The following is a 14591-nucleotide window of genomic DNA, read 5'->3' on the forward strand; positions in this document are numbered from 1 at the left end:
GGCATTCAAGGAAATGGCAGACGAAGCGCAAGCAGAAGGCAAAGGCGGAGGCGGATTAAAGCTGATTCTCATAGCCTTGATCGTGGTGGTTCTTGGGGCCGGGGGCTTTATTGGCTTTCTGCTCATGTCCGGCGGCGATGACGCTCAGCCGGCCGCCGTTGCACCGGCGGCGCCCCCGCCGCCCGCAGCGGGCAATCCCAACGCCGGAGCGCCTGGCATCATGGTTGAAATGGATTCCTTCATCGTCAACCTGAGGGACCGTGAAGGAAAGCGCTACTTAAAGGCGAAAATCAACTTTGAGGTTCCCTCGGAAGCGGTGAAAACGGAGTTTACCACGCGCAAGGCTCAGATTCGGGACGTCATCCTTATTTTACTGAGCGCCAAGTCCTTTGCTGAAATCAGCAGGCTGGAAGGCAAGTTGCAGCTTAAAGAAGAGTTGATGGCCCGAGTGAACCAGGTGCTTTCGTCCGGCAGGGTGTCCAACGTGTTTTTCACCGAGTTTGTGGTGCAATAAAGAAAGAGAAGGCTGAAGCAGATGGGCGATATCTTATCTCAAGATGAAGTTGACAGCTTGCTCCAAGGCATTTCATCGGGTGAAATCGAAACCGAGCCGGAAGAGGAGGTGAGCGAGGACGGGGTCGCGCTATACGACTTCGCCAACCAGGACCGGGTCATCCGGGGGCGCATGCCCACCCTGGAAGTGGTGAACAAGCGCCTGGCCCGCATGTTCTCCACCAGCCTCTCCGCCACCATGCGCGGCGCGGCCGACATCTCCGTGCGGGACACCAACATGATCAAGTTTTCGGAATTTCAGAGCTCCATTCCGGTTCCCGCAAACATCCATATGTTTAAAATGGAGCCTTTGCGCGGCCACGCCCTTTTGGTCGTGGACACGCCCCTGGTGTTCCAGCTTATCGAGTATTATTTCGGCGGCACCCCCGGCGGCGCCCTCAAAGTGGAAGGCCGGGATTTCACCCGGATAGAAAACCAGATCATCCGCAAGGTGGTCGGGATATACCTGAAGGATTTCGAGGAGGCCTGGGCGCCTATTTATCCCATAAAACCCGTTTACGTCCGGTCGGAAATGAACCCGCAGTTCGCCGTGATCGGGCTTCCCATCGACCTCATGATCATCGTTCGCTTTCAGGTGGAATTGGAAACCACGGAAGGCGGCATGACCCTGGCTATCCCGTATTCCATGCTGGAGCCCATTCGGGACAAGTTGTACTCCGGCTTCCAAAGCGACAACCTGGAAGCGGACGCCAGTTGGAAGAAGCGCGTGGAAAGCCAGGTGCAGGAGGTGTTGGTGGAGATATGCGTGGAACTGGGCACGGCCGTTATCACGGCGGAAAGGCTCATGAGCCTGAGAAAAGGCGACGTGATTTCTTTGGAGCAATTTGCGGACGCGCCGCTGACAGCCAAAATCCAGGGGGTGCCCAAGATTGCAGGCAAGGCGGGAGTTGTCAAAGGCGCCAAGGCCATCGCCGTGGAAGGCAGAATCACCATGGATTGATTTCCCATACGGGGATCTCAGTCTTGTTCATAAAATTTTTGAGCATTGAAGGGAAAAGGCATGGAAGAGGAAGCATTGCAACAGGAAATGAACGAGAATCTGCCCGCGGAAAACATGACGGATGGTTTGCCCGCAGCCGGGGACGCGGATGTTGACGGCGACGGCGACCTGGATTTTATCCTGGACATCCCCTTGGACATCACCGTGGAGTTGGGAAGAACCTCCATGCGCATCAAGGACCTTTTGCAGTTAGGGCAGGGCGCCGTGGTGGAGTTGACCAAACTGGCGGGCGAGCCCATGGAGATTTTCGTCAACGGGAAATTGTTCGCCCGAGGCGAAGTGGTCGTGGTCAACGAGAAGTTCGGCGTAAGGCTCACGGATATTGTCAGCCCCCAGGAACGCATCAAGAGTCTGAGGTAAGAGGCCTTTCCAATGAATGAGGCAAGCGTCCCGAATTTTTGGATGGCAGGGCTTCAAATGGTCGCCATGCTTTCCATTGTGCTGGCAGCCCTGTTCGGCGCGGTGTTTTTAAGCAAACGCCTGTCCGGCAAAATCAAGGGAAAGGACGGCGTTTCCATAGACGTCCTGTGCGCCAGGCAAATGGGCCCCAAGAAGCAGGTGGTTTTATTGGAGGTGTTGGGACGAAAGATTTTAGTCGGCGTAGGCGCTGATTCCATCACGCGGCTTGCCGAATTTCCCGAACAGGGCAAGGCCTTCTCCGGAGTCCTGGATGAGCGCATGGCAGGGAATGATTTTCCGGAAAGCCTTGACAGCCTGCCGGACGCCCCGGACGAAAACGCCGTGCATGGAGCCGCTATTGGCGAAGAGGAACGAGTATGAAAGCCGGAAATAAAAAATGGATGCTTATTTTACCGGCCCTTGTTTGTTTGTTTTTTCTGCCCGAAATAACCGAGGCGGCGACTATCGCCGTACCCTCCGTGCAAATAGGCGTGGAAGAGGCGACAGGCCCGGAACAGGTTTCCGTGCTGCTGCAGATTGTGGCGCTGCTGACCGTTTTGACCCTGGCGCCCGCCATCCTCATGCTCATGACTTCTTTCACGCGTTTGGCCGTGGTTTTTTCCTTTCTGCGCCACGCCCTGGGCACCCAGCAAATGCCGCCCAACCAGGTAATGGTGGGTTTGGCCCTGTTTTTGACCGTATTCATTATGATGCCGGTCTGGAAGGACATCAACACAAACGCCCTCCAACCCTATTTGAATGAGGAGATCGGCGACCAGGAAGCCATCGAAAAAGCCGTCACCCCCATGCGGGAGTTCATGTTCAGGCACACGCGGGAAAAGGATCTGGCGCTTTTCGTCAAGATTTCCGGAGAGGCCAAGCCCAACAGCCCCGAAGACGTTACCATTTGGACCCTCATCCCGGCCTTTGTGATCAGCGAGCTGACCACGGCCTTTATGATCGGCTTTATTATTTACGTCCCGTTTTTAATTATCGACATGGTGGTCGCCAGCGTCCTGCTGTCCATGGGTATGATGATGCTGCCGCCAGTCATGATTTCCCTGCCGTTCAAGCTCATGCTCTTCGTCCTGGTGGACGGGTGGAGCCTGATAGTGGGGTCTTTGGTCCAGAGTTTTGCAGGAGGGTAGACGATGACGCCGGAATTTGTAATCAGTTTTGGACATGAAGCAATCAAGGTCACCCTGCTGGTATCCCTGCCTTTGCTGCTCCTGGGCCTGGTGGTCGGCCTTGCCGTCAGCATCTTCCAGGCCACCACCCAGATTCAGGAAATCACCCTGACCTTTGTGCCCAAGATTGTGGTGGTTTTGCTGGGCGCCATCTTTTTCGGTCCATGGATGCTGGAGAAGCTCATGGTCTTCACCCATATGTGCATCAGCCAGATTCCTAACTTTGTAAGATAAAAGGGGACTGCAATGAACTTCCCCTTTCTGGATATGAACGAGATTGCGGTGTTCGCTTTAATACTCATCCGCGTCAGCGTCATATTGTTCATGTTTCCCGTGTTCGGGTCCAACCTCATTCCCTTGCCGGTCAAGGCGGGGCTGTCCCTTTTACTGACTTTGTATCTGACGCCCATCGTCCAGGTGAATCCCCAGTCTTTTCCGGGCACGGTTTTGGAAGGGGGGCTGATGATCCTGTGCGAGGCGGTTATGGGCCTGACCCTTTCCCTTATCGTCAGTTTTTTCTTCGCAGCGGTCCAGGTGGGCGGGCAGCTGGTGGGCTACCAGATGGGATTCGCCATCGCAAACGTATTCGATCCGGTGTCCGGCGGACAGATGTCCATTTTATCCAATTTCGCCTTTTGGGTGACTTTGGTCCTCTTTATTGTGCTTAACGGCCACCACATTTTTATCCGGGCCCTGGCCCATAGTTTTGAAATCGTACCGGTCGGGCATTTATATGCGGGCAGAAGCATCATGCCCTCCATGATCAAATTGTCCACGGACATGTTCACCCTGGCCTTGCAGATAGCCGGGCCGGCCATTGTGGCCCTTCTTCTGGTCAATGCGGCTTTCGGCATTGTGGCCAAGGTCGTCCCCCAAATCAACATTCTCATTGTGGCCTTTCCCATCAACGTTGGGATGGGGCTCTTCTTTTTCGGGGTTTCGCTTCAACTCATCCTGGCTTCCATGAAAGCCCATCTGGATGAGTGGGAGCGTGTGCTTCATTCCATCATGACCGTATTTGGAGCATAAATCATGGCGGATTCCCCAAACGAAGACAAAACAGAACAGCCAACCCCGAAAAAACGGGACGACGCACGGAAAAAAGGCCAGGTGGCCAAAAGCCGGGACCTGTCCTCGGTCGTGGTTCTTATGGCCGGTCTGGGCATCATGTATATGTTCGGCCCGTACATGCATTATCATATCACCAGCCTGATGGAGAATATTTTCACCACGGACGTGTCCGCCTGGGGCGTGGAGGAAATCAACACCCTGGGCAGAGAGATGGTCAGGGAATTTCTTTTGATTCTGGCCCCCATGCTCGCCGGCGTTTTTGTGGTGGGCTTCGCCTCCGCCGCAGTTCAGGTGGGGTTCTACTTCTCCTGGGAAGCTGCGGCGCCCAAGTTTTCCAAGATCAATCCCATTTCAGGCTTCGGCCGCATGTTTTCCAAGCAAGCCCTGGTGGAACTGGCCAAATCCCTGGCCAAGCTGTTCATCGTGGGCTTCATTTCCTATTTAACCATTGAAGCCGAAATGGACAACCTCATCCTCCTGGGCCAGGTTGATGCGGCCAACACCCTGGCTTACGTCTTAAAAATCATTCTCAAACTATTTATCAGGGTGGGCATCATCATGGTTTTTGTGGCTGTTCTGGATTTCGCCTTTCAGAAATGGCACCACGAGCAGCAGCTGAAAATGACCAAACAGGAGGTTAAAGACGAATACAAGCAAACCGACGGAGATCCCATGGTCAAGGCCAGGATCCGCCGCATACAAATGGAAGCCGCCCGCCGCCGTATGATGGAGGAAGTCCCCAAAGCGGACGTGGTGGTCACCAACCCCACACACCTCGCCCTGGCCATAAAATACAACGCTCTCACCATGGGCGCCCCCCTCATTGTAGCCAAAGGCGCCGGGCCCATCGCACAAAAGATTAAAGAAGTAGCCCGGGAAAATGACGTTCCTATCGTCGAAAACAAAGAATTGGCACGGGCCTTGTATAAAGTAGTAGACATCGGCGATGAAGTTCCCGTCGCCCTGTACGAGGCAGTGGCGGAAGTTCTGGCCTATGTATACGGGCTTAAACAAAATCGGGCTCGATCCTTTTCTTAAAACACGCTGCCTCCGAACCATGGAACCCGGCTTTAAATAGTCGAAAATTTGACGCTTTCCCCAATGATTTCAGGTTAAGGCAAGGATTATGGCAAGGATGCTAGTATGGCGAACATGGCAATGGGAAATTTAAAGCAAAGCATTTTTTCGAACTCCAGCGATGCGGTGGTCATGCTGGGAGTGATAGCCATTCTCATGGTTATGATCATTCCCCTGCCGTCCTTTATACTGGACTTTCTGCTGGCCACCAACATCACCTTGTCGATTATCGTCATACTTATGGCAATGTATACAATCAGGCCATTGGACTTTGACATTTTTCCCACCTTATTGCTTGTAACCACCTTATTCAGGCTTTCCTTAAACGTGGCCTCCACCCGCTTGATTCTGCTTCACGGCAACGAAGGCGCTCTGGCCGCCGGAAAGGTCATCAAGTCCTTCGGCAGTTTTGTGGTGGGCGGCAATTATGTGGTGGGGCTGGTCGTCTTCGCCATATTGGTTTTGATTAACTTTGTGGTTATCACCAAAGGCGCCGGGCGCATCGCCGAAGTGGCGGCCCGTTTTACTTTGGACGCCATGCCCGGCAAGCAGATGGCCATTGACGCTGATCTGAACGCAGGGCTGATTGATGAGAGCCAGGCGCGAAAAAGGCGCGATGAAATCTCCCGGGAGGCGGAATTCCACGGGGCCATGGACGGCGCCAGCAAGTTTGTTCGCGGAGACGCCATTGCCGGCATCATCATCACCGTCATCAATATCATAGGCGGATTTGTCATCGGCGTGCTGCAGCAGGGCATGCCCATGGTGGTCGCCGCTCAAAACTACACCTTGTTGACCGTGGGAGATGGTCTGGTTTCCCAGATTCCCGCCCTCATCATATCCACCGCCGCAGGCATTCTGGTCAGCCGCTCCGCCTCCGAGAACAGCATGGGCGCTGATTTCGCCAGGCAGCTTTCGGCCCAGCCAAGAGCCATTTTCCTCGGCGCTTTCGTCATTTTTATGTTCGGCCTCATCCCCGGACTCCCTCACATCCCCTTTATTGTTCTGGGGCTTACGGTGAGCGGCATAGCCTGGTACGTCAGAAAAACCGCCGGAGAAGCGGCTATCGAGCGCCAGGAAGAGGAGATGGCCGAAGAGGAGCTTCCGGTGGAAAAAGGGCCGGAGCCCGTGGAGCATCTGCTTTCTTTGGATCCCATGGAACTGGAGGTGGGATACGGAATCATTCCCTTGGTGGATCGCGAGCAAAACGGCGAACTCCTGGAGCGCATCCGCTCCATCCGCAGGCAGTTTGCAACCGAAATGGGCATGGTGGTGCCGCCCATTCATATTCGGGACAATTTGAATCTCAAGCCTGCTGAATATCGCATTTTAATCAAAGGCGTGGAGTCCGGCCGTTTTGAACTCATGACAAACCATTTGCTGGCCATGGACCCCGGCGGGGTGCTCCACAAAGTGGACGGCGTCACCACCCGGGAGCCCGCCTTTGACCTGCCCGCCATCTGGGTGCTCAAGGATAAGGAAGACGAAGCCAAGTTCGCAGGATATACCGTGGTGGATAACGCGGCCGTGGTGGCTACGCACTTGACCGAATTGATCCGACGCCACGCCGACGACCTGTTGGGCCGCCAGGAGGTTCAAGCTCTGTTGGACAACCTGGGCAAGACGCATCCCAAGGCCGTGGAAGAGCTCATCCCCAACCAGATGAGCGTGGGCGGCATCCAAAAGGTGCTGCAAAACCTGCTGCGTGAAAACGTCTCTATAAGGGATATGCTCACCATCGTGGAGACCCTGGCCGACTACGCGCCCATGTCCAAGGATCCGGACCTGCTGACCGAATACGTCCGGCAGCGTCTGGCCAGGGCCATCGTCATGCCGTATCTGGGCGAGGATAGAACCCTGTCCGTCATCACTCTGGATCCGGAAGTGGAAGATACGTTGAACAGGAATATCCAGCATACGGAGCACGGATCTTATCTGTCCGTGGATCCCAAGATTGCGGGGCAGATCATGACGGCCGTGAGTTCGGAAATGGAGCGCGGCATGGCCATGGGCCTCCAGCCCATTGTATTGTGTTCGCCTGTCTTAAGGCGGCATTTCAGGAGGATGGTGGAGCAGTTTGCGCCGTCCCTTATGGTCATGAGTCACAGCGAAGTTGTGAATAAGGTTCAGTTCAAATCTGTCGGGAAGGTTAGTTTGACACATGCGCGTTAAAAGGTATCAGGCAAATTCTATCAAGGACGCCATGGCCCTGGTCAAAAAGGATTTGGGAGCAGACGCTTTGATCGTGTCCACCAAAAAGATTCCTGTGCAGGAGGGAGAATGGGGGCCTGGGGTGCGTCAGCGCTTTGAAGTGACCGCCATTCCTTCCCAAAAGGGGGAGCTCCAACACGCGGAAGAGCCCGCCGCGGAAGAGCCTTTGGTGGATCTCAGGCCCAGGCGCCCCGGCAAGCCGCTGGAGACGGCGCAAGGCTCCGTGGAGATGAACCGGCTGCGGGAGTTGTTTTCCCTGTTGGGGCATCGTGAGGATGCGCTGGGCATGCTTTTAGCCGATCCTGCGGCGACCCAGGTGTATGTGGCTCTGGTCCGGGCCGGAATATCCACCGTCCATGCCAGGGACTGGGTGGATCAGGCAAAAGCGGCTGCGCCCGGCTGCGACCCGGCCCGGCTTTTTAAGGCGGTCATGAATCTGGTCCTCAAACGGTTTAATTTTTCCAGGCCTTGCGAAATAAAGGAAGGCCAGGCGGTTTGCGCCTTTGTGGGGCCCACGGGAGTGGGAAAGACCACCACAATCGCTAAGTTGGCAGCAGAATTGCACCTGACAAGAAAGAAGAACGTGGGCTTGCTGTCCATTGACAATTACCGCATTGGAGCCGTGGAGCAGCTTAAGACGTACGCCTCCATCCTTGGACTGCCCTGTCTCCAGGCTTTTAATCAAAAAGATCTGCAATACGCCCTGAAGCGGCTGGCGGACAAGGATGTGGTCCTCATAGATACTGCGGGCCAAAGCCAGTACGACACCCAGCGCATGCGGGAGATGGAGGCTCTTTTTGACGGAGAACGCAGAATTGACATCCACCTGGTTTTATCCGCCGTCACCTGCGAGTCGGAGATGGAAGAGACGGCCAAGCGTTTCGGCGGCCTGGATTTCAGTTCCTATGTGTTCACCAAGACTGATGAAACCAAAAAGCGCGGCGCCATTGTGAACCAGGTATTAAAAAGACCCATGCCGGTTTCCTTCATCAGTACAGGGCAAAGGGTTCCTGAAGACTTTTTCAGAGCCGACCGGGAAACCATGAAGAATCTGTTGTTCTCGGATTTACAAGGGTCATTTGAAGATTATTCGGCGGCAGGCGAGCCGAATGCCATGGGGTTATCAGTATGACGCAGTCCATTAACAGCGCAGGAGTTCAGAAGGGCCGGGTGGTGAAAATGCGCGGCCTGGACGAAAAAACACCGGATCAGGCCGACGGCCTGAGGCGCATGGTGAAGGACCAAATGAACGGTTTGCAGGAAGAAATCGTTGAGAAGCCCGGAGTCGCTGGACAGGGCTTTCCCAGGGTGGTGGCGGTCACAAGCGGCAAAGGGGGCGTGGGTAAAACCAATATTGTGGGCAACCTCGCCATCGCCCTTTCCCGGATGGGCAAGCGGGTTTTGATTCTGGACGGCGACCTGGGTTTGGCCAATATAGACATCATTTACGGCCTGCACCCGGAGTTCACCATAAAACATGTGCTGACCGGGGAGAAGGATCTTAAAGACGTCATTGTCAAAGGCCCGGAAGGCGTTTCCGTCATCCCGGCCAGTTCAGGCCTGGCGGATCTGGTGCATCTGACCCAGGGGGAAAAATTGAACCTGCTTTCCGAATTCGACGGGTTGGAAGAGGATTACGACATATTCCTCATCGACACCGGCGCGGGAATTTCCTCCAACATCGTTTATTTCAACGCCGCAGCCAGGGAAAGGATCGTCATCGCCACTCCCGAGCCCACATCCATCACCGATGCATATGCACTGATGAAGGTCATGTTCACCCGGCATGGAACCCGCACCTTTAAACTATTGGTGAACATGGTGAACAACGAGGCAGAGGCGGATTTGGTCTTCAAAAGCTTAAGCAACGCTTTGCTGCGGTTTTTACAGGATATTTCCCTGGAATACATGGGATGCATCAAACGGGACGACCATGTACCCAAATCGGTGAAAAAGCAGGCCCCGCTGCTGACCTTGTACCCTAAAAGCATGGCTGGCAAAGGCATTAACGAATTAGCGGAACGGTTTTTATCCAAGGGCGAAGACAGCTCAGCAGACGGAAACATCAAATTTTTCTTTAGACGGCTGGTAGCCCCAAAATAGGAAATAATGAATTTTATGCAAACCTGGATGACACCTCAAGGGCGTGCCATGAAAAATGCAGCACATGTACCGAGAGAAAAATCTAAAGAACGAGCCCGGCGTGATGAATTGATCACTAAATACGCCTATCTGGCTAAATTATGCGCTCATCGCCTGGCTATGCGGCTGCCCCCCAGCGTGAATGTGGACGACCTCATCAGCGCGGGCATCATGGGGCTGTTGGACGCCATCGATAAATATGACGAAGGCCGTGGAGTAAAATTCAGGACCTACGCCGAATTTCGTATTCGAGGCGCCATGCTGGATGAATTGCGCGCCATGGATTGGGTCCCTCGTTCCGTAAGAAAAAAGGTTCAGGAAATCGAACAGGCCGTTAACAGGGTGGAAAAAAGGGAAAGCCGGCCAGCGGACGCCGAGGAAATCGCCGAAGAACTTGGCGTGGACATGGATACATACCAGAATATGCTGTCCAAGGCGGGCGGCATTGAACTGGTCAGCCTGGACGAACCCCTTTGGAGCAACGACAACACCAAGGACGGCCGCAGGACCCATGTGGATCTTCTGGAGGATAACGCCAACCCCGACCGGGATCTGATGGACTCGGAATTCAAGAAAATCCTGGCCCAGTCCATATCCAGCCTGACTCCCAAGGAGCAGCAGATCCTGTCTCTGTACTATCAGGACGAGCTAACCCTCAAGGAAGTCGGCGAGGTGATGGGCCTGACCGAGTCCCGCATCTGCCAGATTCACACACAATGCATGATCAAGCTGAGAAGCAAGCTTAAAACGCAGGAAGCAAGGATTTAATAATCATGGATGATCAAGACGACGCCACTATGCCCGACACCGTGATTTTGGGCGGCAGCGCAAAAAGCAAGAAACCTGCCGAAGAACCCTGGGGAGGATCGGGGGACGACGCCCCGGGAGACGCCTGGGGCGGTGGAAACGAACTCGATTCCGGCGCGGGAACCGAGTGGGGCGGCGGAACCGGCGTTGAGCCGGACTTAGACAACTCGTGGGGCCATGAAGATGAAACGGACCAGGCGTTTGTTCCTGATCCCGCCATGTTTGAAGGCATGGGGGATGAGGAGGAAGCTCCTGAAAAATCCAGGTTCTCCTTTAAAAGGAAATGGATTATGATCCCGGCAGCCGCAGTTATCGTGCTGGCGGTAGGCGTGGTGAGTTTTTTCATGATCAGCGGCGCCCTGGATTCGACGGATGACAAGGCCCAGGCCACAGAAGAAAAAGCGCCTCAAGCCGCGCCGGCGCAGGCTCCGGCCCAGGCCCCGGTTGAGGCGCCAATCGCCTCGGGTCCCACCGTGGACAGGTACGGCGGAGTGCGCAACGTGCGGCTGGAATTGGAGCCTTTTGTCATCCCATATGAGGATGCTTCAAAAAAAACATATTTATTTCTAAGGGTTGCACTAGAAATTGACGAAAAAGAAACATACGCCCTGCTTGAGGCTAACAGGCCGCTCCTCAGGGGGGTCATATACGATACGGTCCTGGAGGAAATGGATCGCGTGGGAGACAAGGAAGCCTTTAGCGGATCCCTGCAAAATCTGTTGGCGGCCAAGTTGAAATCCGTGTTCTCGACAATGGGGATTCAAAAGGTGATTTTTTCCAATCAGTACTCGGTGTAATTTCCGGTATGCGCGCAATCCCTCATCCGGCAGGCACAAGGAGGCGAAATGGATATCAGATTTCGGCCAGAGCCCCCCGACGCCGTTAAAGGGGTGACGCCGGTTAAGGATCAGGGCGCTGATCGCGAAAAATGGAAGAAGAGGCGGGCTAACCCGGAAGAAAAGGACGACTCCCGCGACTCTCCGGAAAACGATGAGCGGACCGCTCCCAGAAAACCGGTCAAGGATAATGCCGGCGGCATTGTGGATGTTGTAATATAGGCGGAAAGATATTGGATCTTATGCTGCAAAACTTTCCTTTGGAATTTTGGATTATCAGCCAGGTGGTCATGGACGCGGCCCTGATCCTGGTGGTGTTTCTTGTTTGGAGGCGTTTTTCAAAAGGCCCTGAAGTCCCCAAAGAAGCCGCTCTCATGGCCGTCTCCCGGGTCCTGGAGCCTGTTTTGGAGGAATCGCGCAAGCTGGCCGAAGCATTTGACGGCCAACTTACCGAAAAACGAGCTATTATCAATAAGATCAACCACGATCTGGACGCCCGCATTATTAGTTTGAATCTCTTGCTAAAGCGCGCCGAAGCCCTGCAGGGCGAACAAAACCCTTCAAGGAAAGGCGGACAACAGGTTCAGTCCGACCATGTGGTGGATCTGCAGCAAAAGGTAGTCGCCCTGGACGCCAAAGGCCTGCCCCCCAATGAAATCGCCTCCCGGCTGCAAATGCCCCTTGGCGAGGTGGACATGGTCATCAGCCTCAAGCGTAAATTTGAAAAAATGAGCGGGGCCTAAAGCAATGGGGTCAAATCTACGTTTGACGTTTGAGACTTTAGGAAATGGATTCACCGGACGAATCGGGTGCGTTTCTGACGGGTTTGAAGTCCTCCCGCGTTTTTGTCCACAAAAAGCGCAAAGCCGGACTTCGTAAACCGACCTGCAAACGCCCTCATGGAATCGTAGGCTGGTTGAGCTTGCGAAATCTAAAAAATAAAAGGGTTATGCAACTATTAGAGACGTGGAAAACCGCAACCAATTTTTAACCGAGATTCGCCATGGCCATCCCCATTGACCCGGGCAATATCCGCCGCTTCGGCCCGGACCTCCTGCAATTGGCGGACCCCAAGGCGAAAATCGCCTTCAACCCCAAAGACGTCCTTTCCGCCAAAGTCTTAAAGAGTTTAAACCCCGGCCAGTTCCTGCTGTCCGTGCGAGGCAACCAGATAATCGCCCAATCCAACGCCGACCTCATCCCCGGAAAAGTCTATCTGATGGAAGTCAAAAGCGTGGACCCCATGCCTGTTCTGGCCCTGGCCAAAGAGGTTCAGGCCGAAAGCCAGGGCAGGGCGCTCGCCAAGCTGGTGGATGGATTGCGGCAATCTCCTTTCAAGGACTTGATGGGGCTGCTGGATTTGAAAGGGGAGGGCGCTGCGGCAAAGGCGCCCCCCTCCGCCAAAGAGGAGTTGCAGGCCCTGAGCAACCTTCTAAGCCGTCTGACCCTTGGGGGCGGCAAGCCGTTCACGGCGGATGCTGTCAGGAATTTTGTGCAGAATTCCGGCATGATGTGGGAAAGCAAGCTGGGCGCTCAGGCCGCCTCGGCCAATCCATTCCAGTCGCCCCAGGCTTTGTTGGATAACGATTTGAAAGCCCTGGTCATGCAGCTTTTATCCCGTCCTGAAATGCAAAACACGCCCCAGGCCGAAAGGCTGGCGGCCTTTATGGATAATCTGCAAGGCCTTCAGCTTGCCAATGTCACCGCCATGGAGGAGAACGGGCGTTTTTTCCTGTCCGTGCCCTTTTTGCAGGGCGGGGAGTATCGGTTTGTGCAGTTTATGGCTGACTTATCCAGGGAGTCCGGCGGTGAGGATGGAAATGGCAAAGATCGCCTGATAACCGCTTCCTTATGCCTGGATTTGTCCGCCTTGGGACCGATTCGGGCCGATGCAGCCCTGCTTGGCAGATTTTTGCGCGCCGGTTTCAGCGTTTCTTCTCAGGAAAACGCGGATTTTTTAATAGCCAGGGCTCATGAACTGGAAAGCAGGCTTGCCAGCCATGGATTTCAACTCATGGATCTGACCTTTCATGTGGAGGAACAGTCATTTTTAGAAAATATCTCCCTGGCCGACGAATTGTTTTCCGAACCTCCAAACGGGCTGGATTTTGTGATTTAAGGCGTTGACCATGAAAAAATCCCTAAAAAAGGCCGTTGCCCTGAAATATAACGCCCTCGCGGACAACGCTCCCCGCGTCACCGCCACGGGCAAAGGGATTATTGCCGAAAAAATCATCGACCTCGCCCGCAAGCACGGGGTGCCGGTTCAGGAAGACCCGGACCTTGTGGAGGTTTTGGCCCGTCTGGACCTGAACGAGGAAATTCCGGCCGAACTCTATGTGGTGGTGGCGGAGCTTCTTTCCTTCGTTTACAAAGCCAATCAGGCAAAAATGGACCGCTAGGCATTTTTTTCCTGGATTTGGCATGCACTTTTTACCTTTTTTACCCGGTTTTTCCTTCCTTTCAAAAAAGTATAATCTTTTAAATATAATAAAATCAGATGTTTAAATTCATGGCTTCCGATTTTTTCCACTTGGCGCCCGGGTTGCAATTTCACCGGTCAACCCGACTCAGGGCAAACCAAGGAGGAAGCATGAACATAGGAACCATATACGCAACCAAGGGCTTTTATAATGAGTACGAACGGTTTGAGGTTATTTCCAATAACCTGGCCAACGTCTCGACTCCTGGATTCAAGCGCGACATATTCGCCCTGGATAAAAACTCCAATCCCTACACCAAGACCGATATGTCCGAAGGGCCTGTGCAGCACACGGGAAATGAGTTGGACTTTTCCATCCAGGGCGAGGGTTTCTTTGAAATGCAGGGCGAGAACGGGCTTCGCTACACTCGCCAGGGGCGTTTTTTGCTGAACGCGGACAAAGAAATCGTCAATGCGGCCGGCGACAAGCTCCTGAGCGACCGGGGCGACCCCATAGTGGTGGACGGCGGCGACCTGTCCTTAGCTCCTGACGGAACCCTCATGGTGGACGGCAAGGAACTGGAAACCATCGCCGTGGTCAATTTTGAAAACCCCAAAATGCTCTCCAAAGAAGGCGCTGCTTATTACGTTTCGGAAGGCGGCGCAGGCGAGCGCCTGGAGCGTCCTGAAGGCACGATAGTGAACCAGGGCTACCTGGAGCAATCCAATGTGATTGTTCCCCAGGAAATGGTCAAGATGATGGAGTCGTTAAGAACCTACGAGACCTTTCAAAAATATATGAATACAGCCAGTGAAATGAATACCAAAGCCGTCAGCGAAGTAGGCACGCTGAGGTAAAAAGGGAG

General features: G+C 54.2%; 18 protein-coding genes. All 18 read left to right on the plus strand.

What is annotated here, in order from left to right; all coding sequences use genetic code 11:
* Positions 1-13 precede the first annotated feature (13 nt).
* The 18 genes from BUE18_RS06275 to BUE18_RS06360 all read left to right on the plus strand — a co-directional run bounded on the left by BUE18_RS06275 (position 14) and on the right by BUE18_RS06360 (position 14583).
* Complete coding sequence (locus tag BUE18_RS06275; protein ID WP_073474027.1) at positions 14-514, plus strand: flagellar basal body-associated FliL family protein; 501 nt, start codon at positions 14-16, stop codon at positions 512-514.
* 21 nt (positions 515-535) lie between these two features.
* On the plus strand, positions 536-1513 hold the full coding sequence (gene fliM, locus BUE18_RS06280; protein ID WP_073474029.1) for a flagellar motor switch protein FliM: 978 nt from the start codon (positions 536-538) through the stop codon (positions 1511-1513).
* Positions 1514-1573: 60 nt separating this feature from the next.
* The gene (gene fliN / locus BUE18_RS06285) at positions 1574-1933 is read left to right on the plus strand and encodes a flagellar motor switch protein FliN (RefSeq protein WP_083610818.1); all 360 of its coding nucleotides are present in this window, start codon (positions 1574-1576) and stop codon (positions 1931-1933) included.
* Between the two features lie 12 nt (positions 1934-1945).
* Positions 1946-2353, plus strand: coding sequence for a FliO/MopB family protein (locus tag BUE18_RS06290; protein ID WP_073474031.1), 408 nt, complete (start codon positions 1946-1948; stop codon positions 2351-2353).
* Positions 2350-3120 (plus strand): flagellar type III secretion system pore protein FliP, encoded by a 771-nt coding sequence (gene fliP, locus BUE18_RS06295; protein WP_073474033.1) that lies wholly within the window; start codon positions 2350-2352, stop codon positions 3118-3120. Before BUE18_RS06290 ends, fliP begins: the two co-directional genes overlap by 4 nt.
* 3 nt (positions 3121-3123) lie before the next feature.
* Positions 3124-3393 (plus strand): flagellar biosynthesis protein FliQ, encoded by a 270-nt coding sequence (fliQ, locus tag BUE18_RS06300; RefSeq protein ID WP_073474035.1) that lies wholly within the window; start codon positions 3124-3126, stop codon positions 3391-3393.
* A 12-nt stretch (positions 3394-3405) separates the two neighbouring features.
* On the plus strand, positions 3406-4188 hold the full coding sequence (gene fliR / locus BUE18_RS06305; RefSeq protein ID WP_073474037.1) for a flagellar biosynthetic protein FliR: 783 nt from the start codon (positions 3406-3408) through the stop codon (positions 4186-4188).
* A gap of 3 nt (positions 4189-4191) precedes the next feature.
* Positions 4192-5268 carry a flagellar biosynthesis protein FlhB gene (flhB, locus tag BUE18_RS06310; protein WP_073474039.1) on the plus strand — a complete coding sequence of 359 codons (1077 nt, stop codon included), beginning with the start codon at positions 4192-4194 and terminating at the stop codon, positions 5266-5268.
* A 105-nt stretch (positions 5269-5373) separates the two neighbouring features.
* Positions 5374-7479, plus strand: a complete 2106-nt coding sequence (gene flhA / locus BUE18_RS06315) for a flagellar biosynthesis protein FlhA (RefSeq protein ID WP_073474041.1) — start codon at positions 5374-5376, stop codon at positions 7477-7479.
* Positions 7469-8650, plus strand: a complete 1182-nt coding sequence (gene flhF / locus BUE18_RS06320) for a flagellar biosynthesis GTPase FlhF (protein ID WP_073474044.1) — start codon at positions 7469-7471, stop codon at positions 8648-8650. Before flhA ends, flhF begins: the two co-directional genes overlap by 11 nt.
* Complete coding sequence (locus tag BUE18_RS06325) at positions 8647-9621, plus strand: MinD/ParA family protein (protein ID WP_083610819.1); 975 nt, start codon at positions 8647-8649, stop codon at positions 9619-9621. Before flhF ends, BUE18_RS06325 begins: the two co-directional genes overlap by 4 nt.
* Before the next feature lie 48 nt (positions 9622-9669).
* Positions 9670-10428: a FliA/WhiG family RNA polymerase sigma factor gene (locus BUE18_RS06330; protein ID WP_073474262.1), complete on the plus strand. Its 759-nt coding sequence runs from the start codon at positions 9670-9672 to the stop codon at positions 10426-10428.
* A gap of 5 nt (positions 10429-10433) precedes the next feature.
* Positions 10434-11264, plus strand: coding sequence for a flagellar basal body-associated FliL family protein (locus BUE18_RS06335; RefSeq protein ID WP_073474046.1), 831 nt, complete (start codon positions 10434-10436; stop codon positions 11262-11264).
* A 48-nt stretch (positions 11265-11312) separates the two neighbouring features.
* Positions 11313-11525, plus strand: coding sequence for a hypothetical protein (locus tag BUE18_RS06340; RefSeq protein WP_073474048.1), 213 nt, complete (start codon positions 11313-11315; stop codon positions 11523-11525).
* A gap of 11 nt (positions 11526-11536) precedes the next feature.
* Complete coding sequence (locus BUE18_RS06345) at positions 11537-12046, plus strand: hypothetical protein (RefSeq protein WP_073474050.1); 510 nt, start codon at positions 11537-11539, stop codon at positions 12044-12046.
* A 260-nt stretch (positions 12047-12306) separates the two neighbouring features.
* Complete coding sequence (gene fliK / locus BUE18_RS06350; protein WP_073474053.1) at positions 12307-13422, plus strand: flagellar hook-length control protein FliK; 1116 nt, start codon at positions 12307-12309, stop codon at positions 13420-13422.
* Between the two features lie 10 nt (positions 13423-13432).
* The gene (locus BUE18_RS06355; protein ID WP_073474055.1) at positions 13433-13705 is read left to right on the plus strand and encodes an EscU/YscU/HrcU family type III secretion system export apparatus switch protein; all 273 of its coding nucleotides are present in this window, start codon (positions 13433-13435) and stop codon (positions 13703-13705) included.
* Positions 13706-13896: 191 nt separating this feature from the next.
* Positions 13897-14583, plus strand: a complete 687-nt coding sequence (locus BUE18_RS06360) for a flagellar hook-basal body protein (protein WP_073474057.1) — start codon at positions 13897-13899, stop codon at positions 14581-14583.
* Positions 14584-14591 lie beyond the last annotated feature (8 nt).

Origin of the sequence: Desulfatibacillum alkenivorans DSM 16219 (genome assembly GCF_900142135.1) — a bacterium.
Lineage (GTDB): Bacteria > Desulfobacterota > Desulfobacteria > Desulfobacterales > Desulfatibacillaceae > Desulfatibacillum > Desulfatibacillum alkenivorans.

What these genes read in the sequence shown, in the direction of transcription:
- BUE18_RS06275 (WP_073474027.1), top strand. Translation starts at nt 14, where the DNA reads ATGGCAGACGAAGCGCAAGCAGAAGGCAAAGGCGGAGGCGGATTAAAG.
- fliM (WP_073474029.1), top strand. Translation starts at nt 536, where the DNA reads ATGGGCGATATCTTATCTCAAGATGAAGTTGACAGCTTGCTCCAAGGC.
- fliN (WP_083610818.1), top strand. Translation starts at nt 1,574, where the DNA reads ATGGAAGAGGAAGCATTGCAACAGGAAATGAACGAGAATCTGCCCGCG.
- BUE18_RS06290 (WP_073474031.1), top strand. Translation starts at nt 1,946, where the DNA reads ATGAATGAGGCAAGCGTCCCGAATTTTTGGATGGCAGGGCTTCAAATG.
- fliP (WP_073474033.1), top strand. Translation starts at nt 2,350, where the DNA reads ATGAAAGCCGGAAATAAAAAATGGATGCTTATTTTACCGGCCCTTGTT.
- fliQ (WP_073474035.1), top strand. Translation starts at nt 3,124, where the DNA reads ATGACGCCGGAATTTGTAATCAGTTTTGGACATGAAGCAATCAAGGTC.
- fliR (WP_073474037.1), top strand. Translation starts at nt 3,406, where the DNA reads ATGAACTTCCCCTTTCTGGATATGAACGAGATTGCGGTGTTCGCTTTA.
- flhB (WP_073474039.1), top strand. Translation starts at nt 4,192, where the DNA reads ATGGCGGATTCCCCAAACGAAGACAAAACAGAACAGCCAACCCCGAAA.
- flhA (WP_073474041.1), top strand. Translation starts at nt 5,374, where the DNA reads ATGGCGAACATGGCAATGGGAAATTTAAAGCAAAGCATTTTTTCGAAC.
- flhF (WP_073474044.1), top strand. Translation starts at nt 7,469, where the DNA reads ATGCGCGTTAAAAGGTATCAGGCAAATTCTATCAAGGACGCCATGGCC.
- BUE18_RS06325 (WP_083610819.1), top strand. Translation starts at nt 8,647, where the DNA reads ATGACGCAGTCCATTAACAGCGCAGGAGTTCAGAAGGGCCGGGTGGTG.
- BUE18_RS06330 (WP_073474262.1), top strand. Translation starts at nt 9,670, where the DNA reads ATGAAAAATGCAGCACATGTACCGAGAGAAAAATCTAAAGAACGAGCC.
- BUE18_RS06335 (WP_073474046.1), top strand. Translation starts at nt 10,434, where the DNA reads ATGGATGATCAAGACGACGCCACTATGCCCGACACCGTGATTTTGGGC.
- BUE18_RS06340 (WP_073474048.1), top strand. Translation starts at nt 11,313, where the DNA reads ATGGATATCAGATTTCGGCCAGAGCCCCCCGACGCCGTTAAAGGGGTG.
- fliK (WP_073474053.1), top strand. Translation starts at nt 12,307, where the DNA reads ATGGCCATCCCCATTGACCCGGGCAATATCCGCCGCTTCGGCCCGGAC.
- BUE18_RS06355 (WP_073474055.1), top strand. Translation starts at nt 13,433, where the DNA reads ATGAAAAAATCCCTAAAAAAGGCCGTTGCCCTGAAATATAACGCCCTC.
- BUE18_RS06360 (WP_073474057.1), top strand. Translation starts at nt 13,897, where the DNA reads ATGAACATAGGAACCATATACGCAACCAAGGGCTTTTATAATGAGTAC.